Source organism: Paenibacillus sp. FSL H7-0326, from assembly GCF_001955535.1.
GTDB lineage: Bacteria > Bacillota > Bacilli > Paenibacillales > Paenibacillaceae > Paenibacillus > Paenibacillus shunpengii.
Map to the genome: position 1 here is coordinate 60,000 of NZ_MPVN01000005.1, position 21,348 is coordinate 81,347.

At 48.4% G+C, this 21,348-nt stretch carries 21 protein-coding genes; 7 read left to right on the forward strand and 14 right to left on the reverse strand.

The features are described 5' to 3' along the window. Positions 1-84: 84 nt before the first annotated feature. The 4 genes from BK126_RS21800 to BK126_RS21815 all read right to left on the reverse strand — a co-directional run bounded on the left by BK126_RS21800 (position 85) and on the right by BK126_RS21815 (position 3,749). Entirely contained in the window at positions 85-1,578 is a 1,494-nt protein-coding gene (locus tag BK126_RS21800; RefSeq protein ID WP_076314662.1) for an ABC transporter ATP-binding protein, read from the reverse strand. A 12-nt stretch (positions 1,579-1,590) separates the two neighbouring features. Next, positions 1,591-2,130 (reverse strand): ECF transporter S component, encoded by a 540-nt coding sequence (locus BK126_RS21805; protein WP_076314937.1) that lies wholly within the window; start codon positions 2,128-2,130, stop codon positions 1,591-1,593. Between the two features lie 267 nt (positions 2,131-2,397). After that, positions 2,398-3,153: an energy-coupling factor transporter transmembrane component T family protein gene (locus BK126_RS21810; protein WP_076314663.1), complete on the reverse strand. Its 756-nt coding sequence runs from the start codon at positions 3,151-3,153 to the stop codon at positions 2,398-2,400. Positions 3,154-3,185: 32 nt separating this feature from the next. Next, complete coding sequence (locus tag BK126_RS21815) at positions 3,186-3,749, reverse strand: GNAT family N-acetyltransferase (RefSeq protein ID WP_076314664.1); 564 nt, start codon at positions 3,747-3,749, stop codon at positions 3,186-3,188. A 180-nt stretch (positions 3,750-3,929) separates the two neighbouring features. Here BK126_RS21815 and BK126_RS21820 point away from each other — a divergent pair, with 180 nt between their 5' ends. Continuing rightward, complete coding sequence (locus BK126_RS21820; protein ID WP_076314665.1) at positions 3,930-4,922, forward strand: alpha/beta hydrolase; 993 nt, start codon at positions 3,930-3,932, stop codon at positions 4,920-4,922. Between the two features lie 148 nt (positions 4,923-5,070). Here BK126_RS21820 and BK126_RS21825 read toward each other — a convergent pair whose 3' ends face one another. Next, a complete protein-coding gene (locus BK126_RS21825; protein WP_076314666.1) occupies positions 5,071-5,355 on the reverse strand; it encodes a hypothetical protein in 285 nt (94 codons plus the stop codon). Positions 5,356-5,549: 194 nt separating this feature from the next. Between BK126_RS21825 and BK126_RS21830 the strand changes: the two genes are divergently transcribed. Beyond that, complete coding sequence (locus tag BK126_RS21830) at positions 5,550-6,029, forward strand: GAF domain-containing protein (RefSeq protein WP_076314667.1); 480 nt, start codon at positions 5,550-5,552, stop codon at positions 6,027-6,029. Between the two features lie 77 nt (positions 6,030-6,106). On the opposite strand, the gene BK126_RS21835 is transcribed toward BK126_RS21830, so the two are convergent. Next, positions 6,107-7,537: an aldehyde dehydrogenase family protein gene (locus tag BK126_RS21835; RefSeq protein WP_076314668.1), complete on the reverse strand. Its 1,431-nt coding sequence runs from the start codon at positions 7,535-7,537 to the stop codon at positions 6,107-6,109. 176 nt (positions 7,538-7,713) lie between these two features. On the opposite strand from BK126_RS21835, the gene BK126_RS21840 reads away from it, so the two are divergent. Then, positions 7,714-8,022 (forward strand): hypothetical protein, encoded by a 309-nt coding sequence (locus tag BK126_RS21840; protein ID WP_076314669.1) that lies wholly within the window; start codon positions 7,714-7,716, stop codon positions 8,020-8,022. 125 nt (positions 8,023-8,147) lie between these two features. On the opposite strand, the gene BK126_RS21845 is transcribed toward BK126_RS21840, so the two are convergent. Then, the gene (locus BK126_RS21845) at positions 8,148-10,361 is read right to left on the reverse strand and encodes a heavy metal translocating P-type ATPase (protein ID WP_076314670.1); all 2,214 of its coding nucleotides are present in this window, start codon (positions 10,359-10,361) and stop codon (positions 8,148-8,150) included. 177 nt (positions 10,362-10,538) lie between these two features. On the opposite strand from BK126_RS21845, the gene BK126_RS21850 reads away from it, so the two are divergent. Then, entirely contained in the window at positions 10,539-10,916 is a 378-nt protein-coding gene (locus BK126_RS21850) for an ArsR/SmtB family transcription factor (RefSeq protein ID WP_076314671.1), read from the forward strand. A 181-nt stretch (positions 10,917-11,097) separates the two neighbouring features. On the opposite strand, the gene BK126_RS21855 is transcribed toward BK126_RS21850, so the two are convergent. Next, the gene (locus BK126_RS21855) at positions 11,098-12,258 is read right to left on the reverse strand and encodes an AI-2E family transporter (protein WP_076314672.1); all 1,161 of its coding nucleotides are present in this window, start codon (positions 12,256-12,258) and stop codon (positions 11,098-11,100) included. 434 nt (positions 12,259-12,692) lie between these two features. On the opposite strand from BK126_RS21855, the gene BK126_RS30010 reads away from it, so the two are divergent. From BK126_RS30010 to BK126_RS21865, 3 genes are all read left to right on the forward strand, one after another. After that, positions 12,693-12,815, forward strand: a complete 123-nt coding sequence (locus BK126_RS30010; RefSeq protein ID WP_256209788.1) for a hypothetical protein — start codon at positions 12,693-12,695, stop codon at positions 12,813-12,815. 156 nt (positions 12,816-12,971) lie between these two features. Further along, on the forward strand, positions 12,972-14,252 hold the full coding sequence (locus tag BK126_RS21860; RefSeq protein ID WP_081872379.1) for an ammonium transporter: 1,281 nt from the start codon (positions 12,972-12,974) through the stop codon (positions 14,250-14,252). A gap of 312 nt (positions 14,253-14,564) precedes the next feature. Further along, positions 14,565-15,050, forward strand: a complete 486-nt coding sequence (locus BK126_RS21865; RefSeq protein WP_076314673.1) for a CarD family transcriptional regulator — start codon at positions 14,565-14,567, stop codon at positions 15,048-15,050. 73 nt (positions 15,051-15,123) lie between these two features. Here the strand turns inward: BK126_RS21865 and BK126_RS21870 are convergent, their stop codons facing one another. The 6 genes from BK126_RS21870 to BK126_RS21895 all read right to left on the reverse strand — a co-directional run bounded on the left by BK126_RS21870 (position 15,124) and on the right by BK126_RS21895 (position 21,347). Further along, entirely contained in the window at positions 15,124-16,107 is a 984-nt protein-coding gene (locus BK126_RS21870) for a Gfo/Idh/MocA family protein (RefSeq protein ID WP_076314674.1), read from the reverse strand. A gap of 141 nt (positions 16,108-16,248) precedes the next feature. Further along, positions 16,249-16,560 (reverse strand): ArsR/SmtB family transcription factor, encoded by a 312-nt coding sequence (locus BK126_RS21875; RefSeq protein ID WP_076314675.1) that lies wholly within the window; start codon positions 16,558-16,560, stop codon positions 16,249-16,251. A 144-nt stretch (positions 16,561-16,704) separates the two neighbouring features. Continuing rightward, on the reverse strand, positions 16,705-17,784 hold the full coding sequence (locus tag BK126_RS21880) for a copper resistance D family protein (RefSeq protein ID WP_076314676.1): 1,080 nt from the start codon (positions 17,782-17,784) through the stop codon (positions 16,705-16,707). 2 nt (positions 17,785-17,786) lie between these two features. Further along, complete coding sequence (locus BK126_RS21885) at positions 17,787-18,401, reverse strand: copper resistance CopC family protein (protein WP_076314677.1); 615 nt, start codon at positions 18,399-18,401, stop codon at positions 17,787-17,789. A 291-nt stretch (positions 18,402-18,692) separates the two neighbouring features. Then, entirely contained in the window at positions 18,693-20,306 is a 1,614-nt protein-coding gene (locus BK126_RS21890) for a gamma-glutamyltransferase family protein (RefSeq protein WP_076314678.1), read from the reverse strand. Positions 20,307-20,333: 27 nt separating this feature from the next. After that, entirely contained in the window at positions 20,334-21,347 is a 1,014-nt protein-coding gene (locus BK126_RS21895; RefSeq protein WP_076314679.1) for an ABC transporter ATP-binding protein, read from the reverse strand. Position 21,348 lies beyond the last annotated feature (1 nt).

Sequence of the window (21,348 nt, forward strand, 5' to 3'; positions counted from 1 at the left end):
TAATTTACATCACTTCAACCATCATAACATGAGCTTACTTGCCATGGAATAATGAAGTAAAGTTTCGAGAAGGGATGTGGCTTCTTACTTCTGCACATCCAAACGCCCATCTGCAAGATGCCATATTTGATCGGCATGCGCAGCCAAGAGCTCTGTATCATGCGTAATCATCAGGATGGCGGCTCCCTCATTCAGCTTCTGTCTGCACAGATGTATAAGGACCTCAATCAAGGCGTAATCAAGCCCGGCTGTCGGCTCGTCCAAGATGTAGAGCTGCTTCGGGACGACCAGCTGGGCGATAATACTAAGCAGCTTCTTCTCACCGCCGCTGAGCAGATAGGGCGAAGCATTCTTTTTGCCGATTAATCCGGTTACCCTAAGCAGATCCATTGCTGCTTCAGCATGAGCTTCCGGAATAACATCTTCAGGCTTCAGCGACAGTGCTCCCCGAATCCCGCAAATGCATTCCTCCCACACCGTACTCGCCACGAATTGATGCTCCGGCTGCTGAAAGACGTATCCCATCTCTCTGGACAGCTGATGCACCTTGAGCTCAGCGATATCCCTGTCTTGAAAATACAGGCTGCGCTTCGGCACCGGCAGCAAGCCCATCATGAGCCGGCTCAGGGTCGTCTTGCCTGAGCCGTTCTCGCCAGTCAGCAGGGTCCACTGACCTGCTGACAACGTACCGTTCACCTCCTGCAGCGCCTTGCGGCCAGCAGGATAGGTGAACGTAAGCCCCCGCGCCGCGAGCAGCGGGGGCTGGCCTTGGGCCCGTGCCTCCCGCCCCGCAGCTTCGCGTGTCGGCGGCGGCAGCAGGCCCAAGGCCGCAAGCTCCGCGGCGTGCTCGCGGAGCAGCTCCTGCGGCGTGCCGGCGAAGCGCACGGCACCGCCATCCAGGACGATCACGCGCGACGCTTGCAGCGCGTGATCGTCAAACCGCCCGGACGCGGTGATCAGCGTCCGGCCCTGCTCGTGCAGCGCGCTGCATAGCTGCACGAGTCTGCGCTGCGCCGGCGGGTCAAGGCTCGCCGCCGCATCGTCGAAGACGAGCACCTCTGGTGCGAGCGCCAGAATGCTGCTGATCGCTGTCCGCTGCTTCTGCCCCCCGGACAGTCTGGACACTTCATCGAACCGTTTCCCCACAAGTGACACAGCGCTGAGGGCATCACTTACCCGCTGTTCCAGCAGCTCAGGGGCAAGGCATAAATTCTCCGGGCCAAATGCGACCTCGTCCTCAACGATACCCTGAACAAGCTGTGCATCCGGGTCCTGAAATACCAGTCCGCAGACCGCTGCAATATCGGCAATCGAAGCGACGGCCGGGTCCAGTCCACGAACCCGCAGTTCTCCCGAGCGTTTCCCTCCGCCGGACCGGGGCAAGTAACCGTTAAGCAGCTGACATACCGTAGATTTGCCGCTTCCGCTGCCTCCGATCAGAGCAACCCGCTCTCCTTGGCAAATGGAAAAAGAGAGGCCCTTCAGCACAGGGCTGGCCTCTCCTTCGTATTGATAGCTGACATTTTTGAATTCAACCATGGGTTTATGAATCATAAAATTGTCGTGTGTATCCTCCATATCTCCCGCTCCTTACACTTCTAACGGCTGCTCGGATGAACGATACCTCTTCAAGAGACCCGTGCGAATCAATCCATCCCCAAGCACTTTTGTCAGCCATCCGCACAGCACGGCACCACTAATGACACGGGTAACAAAAGCACTAATAAGAACAGGCCAGCCCCACGCCGTGTAGCCGAACATTTGCGCGGCAAAGACAAACCATAACGGCACAAGAGCCGCACCTGCGATGAGCATAAAAGTTAGATTCCATTTGTTATATCTTGTGATCCAGCATAGCCCTTCCAGAACGACCATATAGCATAGTGCCGCAACAATGATGGATGCCAGACCGTAGGCGGAGCCTATAAAGCTCTGCACCAGTGCACCTATACTGTATGTAATGACGGCCGTACCGGGCTTGCGGATAATGTAATAGGCCAGTAATCCATAGATCATATATAATCCGACAATCGTTGAAGTGGCAATAGGGCCTCCAAGATTGTTCAGCATTTTGTTCACGACCGACAAGTAAAAGGTCATGGCTCCGTTGGCTGTCGCCAGCATAGCCATCAGAACAATGTCCAGGGTAGTAAACGCTGCAAAATGACGTTTAAGCCGAGATTCTTTTTTTGACACGATCCTCTCTCCATTCTGTTCAGATGTGATATAGCGATATACTCATTCAGATCAGCACGCTCAGTTCAGTCGAGATGTAGGTGCCTTGAGAATGCTTTACTGTACTTAATTTATAGACATGCAGTTCAATTGTCAACATAAAAATGATCGTTATAGGTTAACAATAAATCCAGAACAAGTTACCATGATGAGCTGAACCGCTCACCACACCATTCCGATCAATACCATCAGAACACTTCCGCCCGCACACCACGGACTATAACGCGAGAACCTGCGAACTCTTAGGTAAGTGCGCTCCGGATAGGCCCCAAACCCTTTTGCCTCCATTGCTCCTGCAGTTTGCTGCACTCTTCGGACACAGTTGACCAGAATAGAAACACCATAGTTCCGATAATAACGAAGCCTGCTCCGGATTCCTGCTCTCGGTTCACTTCCTCTCACCTTATGCGCCTGCGCAATCACTCTCCCCTCTTCTTCTAATAAAGGGAGAAAAGTGAGGGCAATCGAGACGCCAAACGCAAACCGGTACGGCACCTTCAAACGAAGTGTCAGTGAATGAACAAAATCCCGCGGGTCGGTTGTCGTTATGAATAGCAGAGATGACACAAACATATTAAACATGCGCATGGTAAGCGCTCCGGCCAGCATCATGCTGTCCTCTGCAATATGAATGGGGCCCAGCTCCCATAACATTTCCTGCCCAGGCACCGCGAGTGTAGTTAAGACAAAATAAGGGAAACCAAAGCTAAGCACAAAGAGGACCGCTTTTCTCAGCTGTGAGAAGGACAGCCCTGCACCTATTTTTCCAATGACCAGCAGAACGAGGAACATCATTCCCTGTACCAGCAAATGCTCTGAATTTAGAACTGCCACGGTCCATGCCGCAAGCATCACCAATTTGCTCAATGGGCTGATCCGGTGCAGCAGAGAGGTTCCCCTCCGATATTGAAGCAGCATGACTCCAAATTCCTCCTTTATTCTTCTGATTTCTATCTATATTTCCATTCCTCAAACAAAATGGAGTGCATTTGCATATCCTTATATCCAGTCGATGTATAGTGCAGCTGCCTAAGCAGGCCCTCACACTGGAATGACAGCCCATGAAGCAGCTGCTGTGAGGCTGTATTTCTAGGATCCACCAGCGCTTCAATCCGATTCAGTCCCATCGTTTCAAATCCGTAATGCAGCAAGGCTCGGAGTGCTTCTGTCATATATCCCTTGCGCCAATGGGTGGAGGCAAGCTCATAGCCAATCTCACCACGAAATGCACCTTGAAGCTGCCAATAATTGAATCCGCAGCTGCCGATAACAGCGCCGCTCTCTTGGAGGATGATGGCATAGCGGAATCCGTCTTCTGTCTGTGATGCCTGACCCAGTAGATCAATCATATCCTCTGCCTCCTGAACGCTGTGCATCGCTGCGATGTTCATATAGGCAGTAACCTTTGGATCGGACCAAATGGTGTAGATCTCTTTGCTGTCTTTTCTCATAAGCTTGCGAAGCAGCAAACGCTCCGTCTTCAGCTCAGGAATGTAACCGCCGCATACATACATTACTTCATACCCCTTCGGCAAATGTACTGATATGGATAATTCCAATTGTAGCTTATCTAATCACAGGATTGAAATGGTGACAAGCGTTTAATAATAGGTAAATGTGCCAAGTGGACATGAATGGCCGCCGTCATTCTAACAAATACTATCACCGATTGTAGAAAGGAGGGTCTTCCCTATATGTATCAAATCGCTTTTCTGCTCCTCTCGGTTTATTTCCTGATTGAAGGCATCGTTTCGTTTGGATTCAGTCAAATGATACGGATGAAAGTACGCAGCGAAGACTACCTGTTCTCACTTCTGGAGAAAGCCGGTGTGTATCATCGTTCTGATTTTAAGAAGCTCCAGAAGGAGGATGTCTGGATCCGAAGCCGTGATGGACTTAAGCTGCATGCAGTGATGATAGAACCCAATCCTTCCTCCAAGCGCTGGATGATCATCGTTCACGGCTATACAGCCTCACACTTTATTTCCACACAATATATTCAAATGTTTCAGGAGTCAGGCTTTAATCTCCTGCTTGTCGATCAGCGCAGACATGGCATGAGCGAAGGAGTCTACACTACGTTCGGCTATAAGGAAAAGTACGATATTGAAGCCTGGGTGGAGTACGTGAATCAGCGGGCTGGCGAGAACTGTATTATAGGTCTGCATGGTCAATCCTTTGGCGGAGGCACCGTACTGGAATATAGCGCAATGGCTGCTTCGAATATCCGGTTCATTATTGCGGACTGCCCCTACTCCGATCTGACCGAGCTGATGAAGTATCAGCTGCGAAGGGTTCGTCTATATCCTGTTTCCTGCTTCTACTATCTGGTAAGCCGGCGTGTGATGAAAAAAGCAGGCTTCCGTTTCGAGCAAGTATCCCCGACGAAGGCTGTCCAAATCAGCGACATTCCCACCCTGTTTATTCACGGAACTGAGGATCGCTTCGTACCTACGAAGATGAGCGAGGATTTATATAGGGTCAAAAAAGGGTTCAAGCGGCTGCTTCTGATCGAAGGGGCTGTTCATGCCAACGCTTATATGGTCAATCCGCAATTATATCGTTCACAGGTTCTTGAATTTATTGACGAAGTGCTTGAGCATGAGCATATTCCGCTATATCCTGCATCTACTATTCCTGCTTCCTCTGCTTCGGTAGAACAGCAGCTACGGACCCAATGGGGCTAGAGAAGATGATGATGCTAATGAAAAAAAGTCCGGTACCCCTGAATCGAGCTTCCTGTGAATGTCATTAATGACAGTCACAGGAAGCCTCGCCTTAGAGGTGACGGACTTTTTTTGCCGATGACCCAAATGAAGAAGCCACCGTTGCAAGCTACACTTTATTCTTTTCTCCCACTTCAGAGCACACCGTATTCAGAACCGTCTGAATTTCCTTGAATTCATTAATTCCTGCACCGGTAATGCTGAATTGTTCATTATGGGAAGTCAGAAAGTTCTCCTGCGTCAGTCTCTCCAGCTCCTGTTTCACTTCCCGTTCACCGACTCGGTAGTCTAACGCCTCCAGTCGTGTCAGGACGTCTGTAACCGTCAGATCCTCCGTTTGAGCGAGATGAAGCATATGAATACGAATGAATAAGTTTTGCACATCTGCGAGCATAATCATATCCCCTTTCCGACTTCAATTACAGTATTTACTTCACCAATCCTCTTGCTTAAGAAACGCCAATCCCTTACAATGACAAGGATATTCATTCAAAATTATAGCTGGTGAGTCAATTTCATAACTTTGCACAAAACGTGAAAAGATTTATGAAATCGGCATACCCTATTCATACCGGAAGGTGATAAGAAATGTTCCATGCGATGACTTATGAGGGTACTAGAAGCGAGCAGTACCAAGCTGTTATTGATCAATTGAAGGGCTTAATTTACGAAGAACCCGATGCTGTAGCGAATATGGCCAATGCCTCCGCTCTGCTGAATGTATTCCTTAAGGATATTAACTGGGTCGGATTCTATGTATACAACGGCACAGAGCTTGTGTTGGGTCCCTTCCAAGGGCTGCCTGCCTGCATTCGCATTGCGCTTGGACGCGGCGTGTGTGGAACTGCGGCAGCGGAGCGCAAGACTCAGCTCGTTCGCAATGTTCATGACTTCCCTGGACATATTGCTTGTGATGCTGCGACGAACAGTGAGATTGTCGTGCCGATCGTGAAGAATGGCGAGCTGTTCGGTGTGCTTGATATCGATAGTCCACTGCTTAACCGTTTCGACGAAGAAGATCAGGCGTTCTTGGAGAGATTCGTGAGCATTCTGGCAGAGCAGCTGTAGCCTGCGATATATAAAATCTATCAACACAAATAGCAGGGCGTGGATGGACCACGCCCTGCTATTTGTGTTACGAGCCTCTACATACCGCGGTTCATGACAACCAGTTTCAGCTCTGTCATTGCTTCTATCGCATATTTAATTCCTTCCCGTCCATACCCGCTTTGCTTAACTCCGCCGTATGGCATATGATCCAATCGAAAAGTAGGAATATCATTGATGATGACGCCTCCGACCTCCAATAAATCAGCGGCCTTCAGCGCGTGCTGAATATGATTCGTATAGATCCCCGCTTGAAGGCCGTATACCGAATCGTTCACCTTCTCAATTGCCTCTTCAATCGAGCTGACTTCATGAATGACCACCACCGGACCAAACACTTCCTGGCTGGACAGCTTCGCCGAATGCGGCACATGGGTCATGATCGTTGGCGCAAGTACTCGTTGTGAGACCTCACCACCGGTAATGAGCTCAGCACCTTCATGAACGGCTTCCTCGATCCACTCCAGCACCCTGCTCGTATCCTCCTCCGAGATCAAGGCGGATACATCCGTAGCTGAGTCCAGTGGATCGCCAATTACCAGTGCCTCTGTCTTCTCTCTGAGCAGTTCAATAAATGAAGAAGCTGCCGACTCATGGACATAAATCCGCTGGACCGAAATACAGACTTGTCCCTGATAAGAGAATGAACCCTGTGCAATTCGCTCTGCAACAGCATCCAGATTGTCGATATCTTTATCAACAATGACGGCTGAATTCGAACCGAGCTCCAGCGTAACCCCTTTGAGACCTGCCCTCTCCCGAATCCCCTTGCCCACGCCTGGACTGCCTGTAAAAGTAATATGCTTGACCCGTTCATCAGACACCAGCAGATCTCCGATCGTTTTGCCGCTGCCGCTCACTACATTCAGAGCCCCCTTGGGCAGTCCCGCCTCCTCAAACAGTTCGGCTATGAAATAAGCAGACAGCGGAGTCTGACCTGCAGGCTTGAGTACAACTGTATTTCCTGCCGCTAGGGCGGGTCCCAGCTTGTGTGCGACCAGATTCATCGGGAAGTTAAACGGAGTGATGGCCCCGACTACACCAACCGGCTCTCTCACGGTATAAGCGACTCTTCCCTCTCCTCCAGGTGCTGCATCCATTGGCAGCGATTCCCCCTGGATCCGGCGAGCTTCCTCTGCTGCAAAACGATAGGTCTCAATTGTTCGCTTAACCTCGGCTCTTGCCGCCTTTATTGGCTTGGCTGCCTCCCTTGCTATAAGAGCAGCCGCTTCCTCCTGCCGATGGTGGAGCAGATCCACCACCTTGTTCAATATAGCTGAACGCTCATGCGCCGGCATACGCCGGGTCACTGCATAGGCTTTTTCGGCACTGGCGATCGCTGCTTCGACATGCTGCTCCCCAGCCACTGCAATCTCTGCAAGAGCTTCCCCGGAATAAGGGGAATACAGCGTCTTCCACGAGGTCCCTTCTATCCATTCTCCTCCGATGTATAACTGTTGTTTGCGCATGCTGCTTCCTCCTCATTGTCAATCATTTATCGATATTCTTGTACTTCTCCACAGTCTCTATTACCCAGCGGGCTAACCTAAGTTCAGGACAGCATACATAGGGCCAAGCCAGAGGGACATACAATAAACAAACTAAAGTGCGGACGGTTCGTCCTAAGTACGAAAGGAGCAGCACCATGAAATACCGTATTATTGGTGTATATGGATCAGGTACGATAACCCATACTTCCCGGCAAAAGTATACTGTCATTATCGTGAGCAGCTCAGATATTGCTTATTTTGTATTTACGGATATACTGCTCAATTCATGCTTGTATGCAGCACTCCGTTATATTCATGCCCCATCCCCGATGCTGACTAGCATAGCCGGTACGGAGGCCTTCAAACGCTGGATTATGCGCTCTCCGAAGCACCGCCAGTTGACGATCAGCAGCAGCCGGAGAAAAGCAAACAAGCTGAAATCCTTGCGAAATGCAGGAGCATAGAGCATTAAATCTTATTCCTTGACGGGCTGCATAAACTGCCATCGGAAGCTAGCCGGCTGAAACAAAAACAAGCTTATTCTCTCTCAGTGAAGAGAATAAGCTTTTTGCGGCCTGCTTGCAAAGGGTCAGCCTTTATATTTCAAGATCCGCATGGAATTGAGTACAGCAAGCACCGTTACACCTACGTCCGAGAATACAGCCTCCCACATCTCTGCCATTCCAAAGGCCCCGAGGATGAGAAACAATCCCTTCACCACAAGAGCAAAGATGATGTTCTGCCAGATGATCACTCTCGTCCGTTTCGCTATACGAATGGCCGTGGCGATCTTCGACGGTTCATCTGTCATAATGACGATATCAGCGGCCTCAATCGCAGCATCCGAGCCCAGACCTCCCATGGCTGCGCCAACATCAGCACGTGCAAGCACAGGTGTATCATTAATGCCGTCTCCGACAAACATGACCTTCTCCTTGGCCGGCTTGTTCTCCACCAGCCGCTCCAATTGCTCCACCTTGCCGGCAGGCAGCAGCTCTGCATGAATCTCATCGATTCCGAGCTCCTCGCCCACCGACCGCGCAACGGAACGCGCATCTCCGGTCAGCATGACCGTCTTCGTTATATTGAGCGCCTTCAATTCCTTGATAGCTCTTGCCGCATCCTGCTTCACCTTATCCGAGATAACAATGTGTCCTGCATAGCTTCCGCCTATTGCGATATGAACCACGGTACCGTGCTGCACAGGCTCAGCGTAAGAAATTCCGTGCTGCTCCATCAGCTTCTTATTTCCCGCAAGCACCTCTGTGCCGTCAAGCAGAGCCCTGATCCCATATCCACTTATTTCTTCATAGCTTCCGACCCGATCCTGATTCAGCTCCTGACCATATGCGCTTCGGATCGACTCAGCAATCGGATGATTGGAATGATACTCTGCATAGGCTGCATACTTGAGCAGCTCTTCTGGATTCTGCTGCGCGTTATCTGCAGGATATAGGCCAGTAACCTGAAATACGCCTTCTGTCAGCGTACCCGTTTTATCAAAAACGATCGTTGTTACATCACCCAGCGCCTCCAGGTAATTGCCGCCTTTCACTAGCACGCCTGCCCTTGAGGCTGACCCGATCCCTCCGAAGAAGCCCAGCGGAATGGAGACCACGAGCGCACATGGACATGAGATAACCAGAAAGACCAGTGCACGGTAGAGCCAATCGGCAAATTCCGCCCCGCTGATGACGAATGGCGGCACTACAGCGAGCAATGCGGCAACAATGACCACAATTGGCGTGTAGACACGCGCAAATTTATTAATGAACGTCTCTGTCGGTGCTTTTTTGCTCGTTGCATTTTGAACAAGCTCCAAAATTTTAGACACCGTTGATTCACTATAATCCTTGGATACTTCCATGGTAAGCACACCATTCAGATTCACGAAGCCGCTAAGCACTTCACTGTCTGGCTGAGCTTCTCTGGGAACAGATTCTCCTGTAAGAGCGGAAGTATCCATCATGGAGGTTCCGCTGATGACTTTCCCGTCGAGCGGTACACGCTCGCCTGGCTTTACAACGATGCGGTCGCCAATGCTCACCTGCTCTGGTGACACTCTGACCACACCCTCCTCTGTTTCGAGATTAGCGTAGTCAGGACGTATATCCATTAGTGATTGAATCGACTTTCGAGAACGGTTTACCGCAAGGCTTTGGAACATTTCACCGACCTGGTAGAACAGCATGACAGCGACGGCTTCAGGATATTCCTGAATGGCAAAGGCGCCAATCGTTGCAATGGTCATCAGGAAATATTCATCAAACACCTGTCCCCTTGAAATATTGCGAACTGCCTGCCATACCACATCACCGCCGACCAAGAGATACGCAAGGATGAATAAACCAATCTCAGCATAGCCTGACATCGGCACGAGCGCAGCTAATGCTGCAAGCGCTGTGCCGACGGCAAGGCGTGCGCCGCGTTTCCACAGCTGAGCCGCTCCTGCGTCATGCTGATGTCCTGCATGTGAGTGTCCGTCCGCATGCTCTTCAGCGTGTGAAGCTGCATGGTCGTGATGATCTTTATGACGATGAGCTGCTGCACTTGCCGGCTCGATTACGGAAACACGAATATGCGGCTCAATGCTTCTCACTTTCTTGGCAGCTTCAGTGAGCACTTCCGCTGATCTGTCAGCATCGGCGGTGATACTCATTCTCGTCGTTGCAAAATTGACAGCAACGGAGGAGACTCCACCGATCTTACCTACACCTTCTTCAATCTTACGGGCACAATTGGCACAATGCAGCCCTTCCAGAAGCAGTTCTTTTTTTATTTGACTTGTATTTGTACTCACCATGTGTCATCTCCTCTTCCCACCGAACAACATCAATATATGAGCAATCATTCATATGTTATAAATTCATTATATGCACCGAGCCAAAAAGAAGTCAATCTTTTGTGTTCTTTAAATTTATCTTTATGCAGACCGCCTGATTTTGGCTATAATAGAGCTATTAAAGAGGCGGTGATATACATGAAAGAACAAAAGGCAATCCCAGTCGTCGAGGAATGCGAGCCTACCTGCTTCGGAACCGAAGCACAGCTTGACCAGACGAAGATGTCCCTAATGGATAAACCAACTTCGGTGCAAATGGCGGATTGGTTCAAGGCATTCAGCGACCCAACACGTCTCCGGATTATAGATGCGCTTCTGCAGCGCGAATTATGCGTTCACGACCTGACTGTACTGCTTGAAATGGGCCAGTCTGCTATCTCTCATCAGCTGCGCTCCCTGCGTAACATGCGTATCGTCAAGCGTCGCAAAGAAGGTAAGACCGTCTATTATTCCCTTGATGACGGACATATTGAGCAAATTTTTATCCAGACGCTTCAGCATATTAAGCATGAATAGGATTAATTTCATCATATCTTTAACTGCTTAAATCAAGGGTATATAGAGTTTCTAATTCACCTTTTTGATGAAATGGATTCAATAGAGCAAAAAAAGCGCTCAGTGGAATCAGGCTGTACAGCCCTGATACCCTGAGCGCTTTATTTTTATAAAAAAAGAGAAAATCTGCTGCTTAATACACTTAACGTTTGTAGCTGTCTTCCCTGCTCTCCGGACCGTACAGTCCCGATTGGTTCTTAAACCAATTAAAGAGGTGGGTGAATACCACCTTCAGTACAGCATAGCCTGGTACAGCAAGCAGAATTCCGACGACTCCAAACAGATTGCCCGCTGTCAGAATAACAAAGATAATCGTAATCGGATGCACCTTGAGCGATTTGCCCATAATCTGAGGTGAAATAAACTTACCTTCAACGAGCTGTACAATCGTCCATACTGCAATCATCTTGAGCAGCATGATCGGCGAAGTCACCGCTGCGACGATGAGCGCAGGCGTGATGGCAATAGCCGGACCAAGATAAGGTACAATCGCGGTACAAGCTGCGATGACCGCAAGGATCAATGCATAATCAAGTCCGATGATAATGTAGCCGATGTATAGCAGAACACCGATACAGAAGCTGACGATAATCTGACCACGAATATACGAGCTGATCTGATGATTGGACTCCGAAAGTACTCTGGAAGTGCCGCCACGGATATTGGTAGGCAAGAAAGACAGCAAATAGCCAGGAAGCTTCTTCCCGTCCTTCAGCAGGTAGAACAGAATAAAAGGCACCGTAATGATAGCCAGAATAGTTTCGGTCAGTACACCCAGGAAGCCGCCGATTCCCGTAACGGTCGAATCCACAATAGTACTCACCCGCTCAGACAGACTTCCCACAATATCGTTAAAATTAATGCGGAGCGTGTTCTCGATCTGCGTTAAGTAGCCTGTGCCAATGAATTGTTCAAATTGTTGAACAACATTCTCGTAATAGACAGGGAAGTTTTTAACCAGATCCGTAATTTGCTGACGAACAACCGGTATAACCGCGAGTACAACAATAGTAATAATTGCTGCGATCAGCAGATATAAAATAAGTATGGAGTATACACGCTTCACTCTTCGTCTCTCGAGCATATCCACGATCGGATTAAGCAGATAATATACAACACCCGTCAATATGATGGGCAGTATAATCGTCTTGAGCAATACTTCAATCGGGAGAAAAATAAAAGATATTTTGCTGAACACCATTACATTCAGCCCAACTAATAAAACGACCAGCAGGAACAACACAAATTTATTGTTAAGAAAAAATCTCTTGAACCTGTCTGGCCACACCTTCTCTTGTTCCATGCAGCCGCATCCCTCTCTAACTGAATAAAAGCTCTAACTACTTACATACATTCTACTGAAAATAACGTAACAATAATACGTTCATCTCTTATTTTCGTTTCAACAATTGTATAAATGATGCTTCATGTTAACTATTCTATCAATTGAACCGGCTATTTGCCATTATATAAACTCAAATATAGGGCTAATTGCCATTCTATAAATTCAAACAAAAGTCGGAGTTACAAGGTCAATTCGTATGTCGTCTTCACAATATAGGTGATAAAGTGCAAATAATTATGCAAATTTTATGAAAAAACAAGAAAATATAAAAGTTCTTATGTTAGATATATTGACAACAAGTGCTTTTGCACCTAAAATACGGTCAGAGCCTTTAAATAAGGAACCTTAAATCTTCTGAGATTCACTGGTGACTAACCGACTGGAGACGAATCATGATACATACACTGCTTCAGCTTCTTGCAGAATACATGAACGTTCAGATCCTGGCGAGGAAGGTTGTCTATGATTCAACGGCCAAGTCATTACCTTTGCAGCTGAATAGACTGATTTCATGAAACAAGGGGAGTTCGACACTCGCTTGTGCCATAACCATTCTATTTTGAAGCGACTCGGCTATCTTGAAGGTTGTGATTTACAGATTAAGGTTGAAGTAACGGATGTTAAGAAGTCAGAAGGGGCGCATCACACATCATACACAAGGAGTGGATCAGATGGAAATCGGAATCAACAGCGTATGGGTAATGCTCGGAGCTATTCTTGTACTGTTCATGCAAGCCGGATTTATCCTGCTCGAAGCAGGGTCGACTCGGATGAAGAATGCCGGGCACGTCGCAGGTAAAACGATCTTTACAGTTGGTATTGTGTCTGTAGTATTCTGGGCAGTCGGATATGCACTTATTTTTGGTGGTCAAGGTAATTCAATCATCGGATGGGGAGATTACTTCTTCTTTAACGAACCGGAGGTTCCGGCTGACAGCACAGTAGCACCTACCGTTATGTTCATCTTCCAGCTGGCTTTTGCAGCAGTCTCAATGTCCATTGCATGGGGCGGCTTCGCAGAGAGAGCTAAGCTGTCCGCTTACTTAATCTTTGCAGCACTGTTCTCTATCCTTGTATATCCGGTTATCGCACACTGGATCTGGGGCGGTGGCTGGCTGGCAGACCACGGAGATCAAGACTTCGCCGGATCTACCGTTGTCCATCTGACAGGTGCTTGTGCGGCGCTTGCAGCAACACTCCTGCTCAAACCACGTATCGGTAAATATAATAAAGACCGCAAACCTCTTAATATGCCTGGTCATAACCAAGTTTTCACTACACTCGGTGTCATGATCCTCTGGGTAGGCTGGTTTGGATTCAATGCCGGCAGTACGATTACGGTTGAAGATGGTAACTTCTTCGGATATGTCGCTATCAATACGCAGCTCGGTGCAGCAGCCGGTGCCGTAGCCGCCCTTCTGATCGCTTGGGCTGTTATGGGTAAAGCAGATGTATCCATGATGCTTAACGGTGCTCTTGCAGGTCTCGTTGCGATTACTGCATCTTGTGCTTATGTAGATTCCTGGGCAGCCATTGTGATCGGTCTTATCGCTGGTATTCTCGTATTCTTCAGTATCCGTATGTTTGAAAACCTGGGTATCGACGATCCTATCGCAGCACTTTCCGCTCACGGTACAGCAGGGATCTGGGGAACACTCTCCACTGGTTTCTTCGCAACTCCAGAGCTCGTTGAGAAACTGGGTGTTGGTAATGCGGGTCTCTTCTACGGCGGCGGCTTCGGTCAGTTAGGTGTTCAGGCTATGGGTGTTATCGCTTGTGGACTATACGCTTTCATCGTATCCTATGCAATTTTGTGGGTAATGAAGAAGACGATCGGAATTCGTGTATCAGAAGAGGAAGAATTGATCGGTCTGGATATGAGTGAGCACGGAACTTACGGTTATCCAGAGCAATTGTCCGTAGAGAATAACAAAACAAACGCGACGCTTTAAATGTTATAAAATTATGGTCAGTACCCAAACCAAGCCCAGGTCAAATTTGATCTGGGCTTGGTTTTTTTGCGTTGACTATTCCTCTCCTTCAGCTTCCGATATTTACCTGATCCATCACTAAAACAAGGGTATGATATAATAGAAGGAGATGCCTCGGTCATCTTGTATATTAAGCTCCAAGTCTCAAGCAAAGTTGTTGGAGGATAAGATCGTCATCTGGCTTAATCGATGTCGTTATGATTGCGATTATTGATGCTTTCACTCCATTAAAAGTTCACATCTTTAGATCTTAGAGAAAAGGAGTCTTTATTCATGTATCAAGTAGGAGATTGTGTTTTTTATCCAATGTACGGCGCAGGCTTTATTCATTCTTTAGAAGAAAAAGAAATTCTTGGGGAGAAGCAATGGTACTTTGAGGTCCGCATTGACCATCCTCTTATGAATGTATCTATCCCTGTAGCGAAAGTAGATTCTCTAGGAATTCGCTGCATCAGTGATGAAGCAACATTGATGCTGGCCAAAGCCATTTTTCAAGAAGAATGCGGGGATATCCCTTCAAATCCGAACACAAGACAACAACTGATGCTCGGCAAGCTGAAAACCGGAGACATCTGTATGGAGATTCAAGTTATCCGCGACCTAAGTAATTTGATGACTCGCAAAACGTTAGGTTGGTCGGACAAGAACATGCTGAACAATGCGCGAAAGCTCGTGATCAGCGAGCTTATTTATGCTCGGAATGTATCACCAGAGCAAGCAACGGAGTTACTTAACGATTCTCTAGTTGCTCTTAATTAAGAATAACCCGGTAGCGCTGACCTTCTCGCGTTCCGGGTTATTTTGTGTTTAATCTCTGCTTAATCTCCCAGCATCAGCGATCAGCAGGATATACGAGTCCGATCTGCTTGCGAACGGTATCCATAATTTCCATCGTTATGCTGGAATGCTGGTGTGAATTGTTAACCGATTGAAGCTCACCGCTCTGAACGAGCCTGATAAACTCTTCCGCTTCATACTTCATGGCTGGTGCTTCGTCCAGTTCAGATATTTGCAGGGAATCGCCGTTTCGATATCGTAAGGTGACCGCTCCGGGTACGTTAATATGATCAATGATCATACTGCCCTCTTCACCTTGGATCTCCGAAGGTAAATAGGAATTGGTGATCTTGGAATAGCTGATCACACCCTCCATATCTTTATATTGAAGCACGATGCTGCCTTCACCATCTACTCCCGAATCCAGCATGACACTTGTCGCTTTGACATTCTCCGGCTGGCCGAACAATACCACCATCGGGTAGATGCAGTAGATCCCAATATCCATGAGTGAGCCATTGGAGAACTCAGGCTTGAACGCATTCTGAATGTCTCCTTGCTTGTATGCATCATAGCGAGATGAATACTGGCAGTAGTTCACCATATATTTACGCACTTGTCCAAGCTTAAGGATATGCTCCTGCATCGCCTTAAACCCCGGCATAAGCGTTGACTTCATCGCTTCCATGAGCACAACCTTATTGGCTTCTGCCGCAGCAACCATATCTGCTAACTCTTTGCTGTTGGATGCCATTGGCTTCTCACAGAGAATATGCTTGCCGTGCTGCATCAAGAGAACAGCCTGCTTACTGTGATACGAGTTCGGACTCGCTATGTATACCGCATCCAGCACATCGCTTTGGGCCATTTCCTCAAGATCAGTAAATACGTGCTCCGCACCATGCTGTTCCGCAAATTCTCGTCCTCTCTCCTCTGTACGAGAATAGACGGCTGTCAGCTTAAAATCAGGAAGAGTCGATGCCGCTTCAATAAATTGAACCGTAATCTTATTCGTTCCGATAATTCCAAAACGTACCATGTTACCTCACATCCTCTCTATATCCGGCCCATTATAACATATTTTCGTGCAAGGTCAGAATTCAACACTTGGCACTTCCAACTGCCAGCTAAAATCCACATATCCGAAAAAATAGATGATAAAAACAACGGACTCCTTTCTTTATAAGTTGTTTGTCAGCTCTTCACAAAACTGCTTAATGACGTCTTCATTGCGTCTGTAATACGTCCACTGTCCCACTCGTTCCGATATGAGCAGCCCGGCCTTCTGCATCGCAAGGAGATAGCTTGAGATCACCGATTGGGCAAGTCCAGCCTTGACCTGAATATCTCCGACACATACACCCTTTGATACATCACCACCCGGCGGACGATGATACTTCTCGCCGAAATGCTCTTCCGGATTCTTGAGCCATTCAAGAATATCCCGACGCGTCTCATTCGATAACACTTTATGAATCATTATAGGTTCCATGAATATAATTATATCTGCCCTCCTTCATTTGTAAACAAAAGGACCCGTTGTCTAGGTAAAGCCCCTTTCGTTCAAAAGGACGGATTCATCTCATGGATGTACACCTGCTCCTGACGTAAGGGGCTTCGAATTATGCCTTCTTTTTTATTGTACACAGAGCATCACTGCTGCGTAGGCACTCATGACAAACACAAGTCCTGCTATCAGGGAGCTGCCAGGTCTTGATTGATTCCGTCGGAACGAATACACGATGGTTCCAAGGCTGAGCAGCGCAATGATCCCGGGGATCATTGCCCAGGCAGTTAGGCTGATGGATAGCGGAAGACTCGCTTCCGGATGCAGCATTGTAAACATAGCGGACGGTTCGCTGTATTTAAGCGTCTCCGCCACTTCATGCGGAGGTGTCTGCAGCTTCATAAATGCCGTGAAGCCGAAGACGAGAATCACGATAATAGCTTCTGCTCGAAGCCAAGGAATCGGATTAAAGCTAGGATTGGACTTTAATTTGTGCTTATAAATAAAACCGTTGCCAAAACCAAACACGATCAGCGGAATGAACAGCAGATGCTTCATTAGCAGTGCTTGGCCATAGGATAGTATCCAGGAATTCACATACTCCGGTGTCGTGTAAGACATGGTCATGAGACCGGAGACCAGAATCATGAGCACACCGGCAATCGCCACAGGTGTGTACCATTTTAGAAATGCAGGCCAGTTCCTCGCCTCTTGTGTAAACCAGGCAATCACAAGCAGAATGCCAATCCATACCGCTACACCGAGCATATGCAGAAACTGTATGGCCGCTCCTTTAAGCCCGGCGATCGCCCCCAGATGGCTGGACCATCCGAAGATCGCAATGATACAAACAGTAATCAATACCGATGGATACAGTACTTTCTTCTCCTGCAGTGAATTCTTGAATAGCAGGAATTGGAGCAGGAGCAGGATACATAATCCAACGACAATTAAATACGCTCTGCCTTCTTTGAAAGTAAATAATACACTCGAAATCGCTTGACCATAACCGATGCTCGGCCCAAATCTTATGATGATCTGCAGGAGAGGAGCAGACGCAAGCAGAATAATGCCGACGATGCTCAAATTAACGGTCCAGCGCGGAATCTCTACCAGCGGTTTAGAGCCTGCCGGTGCAAGCTGCACCAGCAGGCTCCCCATTAGAAATGCATAGCAGATATATAATAGTCCATCGCTTAGGAAAGACATGTTTATTTTTTACCTCTCTTACGCATCGCTACATAAACACCCGCAATTACAATGGCAGCCACAATACCAATCCAGAGAGCTGTATTGTTAAAGCCGGATGCTGTCTCAGGCTGTGCAGTCTCTGCCGTATTCTCAGCTGCTTCTCCTGCCGGAGCTTCTGTACTTGTATCCGCAGCAGGCTCCTCTGTTCCCTGCTCCTCATTAGATACGGGAGTATCTCCGTTATTCTCCTCTGCAGGCGGTGCATCTGCTTCCGGCGCTGTCTCAGGTGCATTTACGGTAAACGCAACACTGCCTGTGACTTCATGGCCATCTTCCCCGATAATCTTCCAGTTCGCTGTATACTTGCCATTCGCAAACGGAGCAGCTGCGGTTCCCGTAAGCACATTTCCTTCAACTTCCGTTGAAGCCAGCTCTACCTTATCGCCATTTTCACCTACGACTTCTACCGTGCTCAGCTGCTCAATCGGTCCTTCAAAGGTCAGCTGAACCTCTGTCAGCTCTGCGGTGATCTCTTCCCCATCGGCAGGCAATGAGCTCTCGAGATGCGTATGCGCAAACGCTGCTCCCGGCATCAGTAATAGAAATAGGACTAACATTAATACGACTTTTTTCATTATTTTCGTTCCTTTCTGTGCTCAATATTAAATTGATTAAACTCTATGTACATCAGCATAACTTAAATGACTTGCAATGTTGAATAGCCCACTCGGGCCATTCTAGACAACAATGCGGAAGTAATTATCTCAAAAATTGAACAAAAAGCAACAGATTCCCCCCACTGCTATATATATTAGACAAGTTTATCCCACTTCCATCCTTTGCCCGCCAAAAAAACCTTAACCGAATGAAATACTCATTCAGTTAAGGTTCATATATGTTCATTATATATAATAGAAGAAAAAATATTACCAGGCTGCAATGGTACCATCTGTACGGTAATCCGTACCTCCTACCAGCACCCCATTCTCGTTGTCCCGTACAATAATCTGTCCGCGGCCAAAGCCGCCTGTACTGTTCGCCCGCCTTATGTCATGACCTTTTCTGGACAGGCTGAGTGCAATATGATCCGGGAAGTTCGGCTCGACTTCCACTGTCTTGCCTTCAATCCACTGCCAGCGAGGTGCATCCAGTGCAGACTGCGGGTTCAGATTAAAGTCAATCATGTTCATCACAACCTGCATATGACCCTGTGGCTGCATGAATCCACCCATAACACCAAATGGTCCGACCGGCTTGCCATCCTTGGTCAAGAAGCCCGGAATAATGGTATGGTAGGATTTCTTACCGCCTTCGAGCCGGTTGGCATGCGTCTCATCCAGCGAGAAGGAATGTCCGCGGTTTTGCAGCCCGATTCCTGTACCGGGAACGACCACTCCAGAACCGAAGCCCATGTAATTGCTCTGAATAAAGGAGATCATATTCCCTTCACCGTCGGCAGCTGCCAGATATACTGTGCCGCTTCTGGCCGGATTACCCGGTTCCGGCTGGATCGCCTCTTCGCCGATCAGTGCTCTTCTCTCTTCCGCGTACGCATCAGACAGAAGCTCTTCCACGGTCACATTCATTTTGTCAGGCTGAGTGATGTATTTGAGCCCATCCGTAAAGGCCAGCTTCATCGCCTCCATCTGTAGATGGTGGGTATCCACCGTATCACGAGCGGCGAACTCATCCTTCTTCAGCATGTTCAGTGCAAGCAAAGCGACAAGCCCCTGACCGTTCGGCGGAATTTCCCATACGTCATAGCCTTTATAATTTACAGAGATCGGATCTACCCATTCCGGATAATAAGCTGCCAAGTCCTCTTTGCGCAGGAATCCGCCATGCTCGCGGGAGAAGGCATCGATCTGATCAGCAATTTCTCCGCGATAGAAGGACTCTGCTCCTGTCTCCGCAATAGCACGAAGGGTCTTCGCATGTCCCGGTGATTTCCAGATCTCTCCGATCTTCGGAGCTCTTCCTTCCGGTGCAAAGGTTTCGAACCATCCGGCAAATTCAGGACCGTCCAGCTTCTCCTTGAACTTGTTATAGGCCAGATTCCAGTAATAACCCAACGTGGGTGTCAGCGGAAATCCATTCTCCGCATAGTCGATAGCAGGCTGAAGCACTTCCGCAAGTGGAAGCTTGCCGAAGCGGTCAGATAACGCCTTCCAAGCGGATGGCGCACCAGGGACGGTAACAGGAAGCCAGCCATATGTTGGCATCTTGTCATGTCCTTGCTCCTTCACGGACTCAATGGAAATACCTGCGGGTGAAGGTCCACTCGCATTCAAGCCGTGGAGCTCGCCTTTCGTCCAAACGATGGCAAATGCATCTCCGCCGATTCCATTCGAAGTCGGTTCAACGACGGTAAGACAGGCTGCTGTTGCTATAGCTGCATCAATCGCATTGCCTCCGCGCTTCAAAATGTCGAGCCCTGCCTGTGCGGCAAGTGGCTGTGAGGTAGCCACCATTCCGTTCTTTGCGTAGGTCGCATTGCGCTGGGATGTATATGGGTAAGATAATGGGTCGAACGTCTTCATGGATGATTTCCCCCTTGATAGATTGAACTAGTGCACAACACCTTGTGACTCCTTGGCCCGCAGACTCTCGAGTATTTGCTCTGCATAATGGCAGGACACCTGATGTCCGTCGCCAATATCTCTTAGCTGCGGCGCTGTCGTCTTACACTCTTCTGTCGCAAAGCGGCAGCGCGGATGGAACGTGCAGCCTGACGGTGGATTTGCCGGACTCGGCAAGTCGCCTGTCAGCAGGATGCGCTCTCTCTTCAGTCTTGGATTCGCCTGCGGCACCGCAGACAAGAGTGCCTGGGTATAAGGATGACTTGGATTCGCAAACAAACTCCGCTTATCCGCAATCTCTACAATCCGGCCGAGATACATCACGGCAACCCGATCGCACAAATGCTTAACGACAGACAGATCATGAGAGATAAACATCAATGTAAGGTCGAAATCCTGTTTCAAATTCTTGAGCAGATTCAATACCTGTGATTGAATTGAAACGTCCAGGGCAGATACCGGCTCATCGGCAATAATGAGTTTCGGATTCAGCACAAGTGCGCGGGCAATCCCGATCCGCTGGCGCTGCCCGCCGGAGAAGTCATGCGGATGACGATCCAGGTGCTCCCTTTTCAAGCCGACGATCTCGATGATCTTCTCCACCATCTCGTTCCGTTCCTTCGTTGTACCGATCTTGTGAACCGCTAGGGATTCAAGCAAAATCTTACGGATCGTCTTCCGCGGATTAAGCGAGGCGAATGGGTCCTGGAATACCATCTGGATATCGCGTCTTGTCTTACGCATCTCCTCTTTGCCCAGCTTCGCGAGGTCCTTGCCGCCGAAGATCACTTCCCCTTCTGTCGGCTCGTTCAATCTCATAATTGTTCTGCCCGTGGTTGATTTACCGCACCCGGATTCACCTACGATACCAAGGGTTTCACCGGGATAGACTTCCAGATCAATGCCATCGACGGCGCGGACATGTCCGACCACTTTATTGAAGGCTCCGGCATGAATCGGAAAATGCTGCTTCAGACCTTTCACACGTAGTATTGGTTCCATC